Below are 2,237 nucleotides of genomic sequence, written 5' to 3' on the forward strand. Positions count from 1 at the left end.
GCGTTCACTGCTGAGGCCCAGTGCCCGCAGCGCCAGGAACATCTCGGAGTAGCGAACCACGTCGCCTTCGATGTGGCCGGACAGCAGGATCACCAGCGCTCGCTGGACATCGAGACTAACCCTGCGGGTCCATCCACGAGCCTCGCCGAGGCGATAAGCCACGTAGTGACCCCAGTTCAACCACGGGTTCGGTGGGCGGTGCTCGTGTTCGTTGAAGCGGGAGTAGTCGCGGGCAAGGCCGTCGACCAGCCTCAGCTGAACCGAGGTCATCACTGGCCGGGCCGCCGGTTCAGGATCAGGTTTGCGCGGGCGACCGCGGCCCTTGTGACGTGCGGGCGGTGTGCTCGAGGACCCTCTCATCGAGCGCATGTCCGCGAAGAACAGCTGATGATGCCGAACACCCTTGAGGTGGTGCACCGCCTTGGCCGACCACGACGATTCACCGGACTCGCGGGCGTTCGTGCGAGCCTGGTTCCAGCACAACCGGCAGTAGTCCTTGCGGATCGGCTGATGCCGGCCGCATCCGACGCAAACGCCGGGCGCGTGGTCACGGGCGAACATATAGCAAGCCACGCAGAGCCCCTGTCCGAACGTCTGCCCCCAGGCCAGACAGCCCTCGCAGCTGCGCACCACGCCTTTGCGTGCTCTTCCCATCGTCAGATCGGCGGCAGGCTGCGGCCGTCACGGCGCTTCGGCGTCACCGCCGGCGTGTCCGTTCCGCCCACAGCCTGCGGTGTTTCCTCGCCCTGTGGCCTGCGGACCTGGTCGGGTTCGGGGATCAGCAGCTCGCCGACCTCGCAGCCGAGCACGGCGCAGATCACGTCGAGATCGTCGAGCTTGATGCTGGCCGGTTTCCCTGACCACAGCCCGGACATCTTCCCAGCTGAGATCGTCAGGCCGTGCTCGGCGAGCTGGCGTTGGAGCTCGCTGGCCTTCCAGATTCCGCGGTTGGCGGCGGCCAGGCGCAGGTTCCACCTCATGACAGCAGTCCTTCCAAACGTCGGGCCGCGCGTTGCTGGCCTGCGATCCAGGCATCCTCGATGCGGGTGCGGTGGACGTGGACGTATTTCATCGTCGTGGCTATCCAGGAATGCCCGAGCAACTCCTGGACCGAGATCAGGTCCATTCCGGATAGATAGAGCTGGCTGGCGCAGAAGTGCCGCAGCACATGCGGCGTGAGCTTGTCCGCCCAGGTCGGCAGGTGCGCGTCGGCGGCGTCGGCGAGGCCGGAACGCAAGGCGTCATCGCCGACGCGCTTGCTGGTGCCATCGGCGTTCTTACGCTCGGATGGGAACAGGGGCGCACCGGGCCGGGTGTGGTCGGTGTCGAACAGCGCCCAGACGTCTTCGATGAACCAGCGCAGTGTCCGGTCCGCGCCGTTGATCAGCGGCACCATCCGCTCACGCGGGCCACTGCCGCGGGCGCCTTTACCCTTGCGGACGTGCAGTTTGCCGAACCTGCCGAGGTTCCACTTGATGTCGTCGAGATCGAGCCAGCGGGCCTCGCTGATCCGCAGCCCGACCTGGGACATCAACTTCGCGGCCGCGTAGTTGCGGGCGGTTGGTGCGAACTTTCGGCAGGTCGCCAGTTCCTCGCGCCATCCAGCGAACAGCGCGTCGTTCTCGGCCTCCGTGGGCGGGATGCGCAGCGCGGCGTCCTTGGCCCCGCGTGGCCGGTTCATCTCGTCGATCGGGCACTCGACGACCCGACCGGTCAGCTGGTGGATCTCGACCTTGTGCCGCAGTTCCAGGAACTGGAAATACGTGGTCAACGCCTGTGCTCGGGCTAGCCTGGTGCCCTTCGCTGCCGTGCGGATGACCTTGCCGAAGTAGGTGTCGGCGTCGGCTGGCTCCATCTCCCATAGCGGCTGGCCGAACCAGGCCCGCGCCTGCTCCAGGTGCCCGACATCGCCCCGGATCGTGCCATCCGCCAACCCCGCCGACGCGCGGGCGAGAACGAACCCGGCCAGCACATCGGTCTCGAACTCCGCGAGCTCCTCCGGGCTCGCCTCCGGTCGCCGCTCGCGCAGGTCCCGCACCGCCGCCAGGGCCAACCCAAGCCTCCTCGCCTTCACTCGAACAGAACACTGCTCAATTCAGGCGAGATCATTTCAGAAATACTGAAGAACGATCACAGTGGGGTGCAGGTGTGGAGATCAACCTGAACGCCCTGCTCCTGGTGGCAACCCACCCTCACGTTCCCAACGAGGAACCACCGAACTCACGGGATGTCGCACA

2 protein-coding genes and 1 pseudogene are annotated in these 2,237 nt (G+C 66.4%); all 3 read right to left on the reverse strand.

Annotated elements, in window-relative coordinates:
- Positions 1-633: pseudogene (locus AB0I53_RS49465) on the reverse strand (integrase); the annotation flags it as partial.
- Positions 634-656: 23 nt separating this feature from the next.
- Entirely contained in the window at positions 657-980 is a 324-nt protein-coding gene (locus AB0I53_RS49470; protein WP_358618165.1) for a helix-turn-helix transcriptional regulator, read from the reverse strand.
- The gene (locus AB0I53_RS49475) at positions 977-2,053 is read right to left on the reverse strand and encodes a tyrosine-type recombinase/integrase (RefSeq protein ID WP_358618167.1); all 1,077 of its coding nucleotides are present in this window, start codon (positions 2,051-2,053) and stop codon (positions 977-979) included. The genes AB0I53_RS49470 and AB0I53_RS49475 overlap by 4 nt, the downstream gene beginning before the upstream one ends.
- Between the last annotated feature and the right edge of the window lie 184 nt (positions 2,054-2,237).

Source organism: Saccharopolyspora sp. NPDC050389, from assembly GCF_040655595.1.
Lineage (GTDB): Bacteria > Actinomycetota > Actinomycetes > Mycobacteriales > Pseudonocardiaceae > Saccharopolyspora.

Coding starts and splice junctions, on each gene's coding strand:
- AB0I53_RS49470 (WP_358618165.1), bottom strand. CDS start 980: ATGAGGTGGAACCTGCGCCTGGCCGCCGCCAACCGCGGAATCTGGAAG.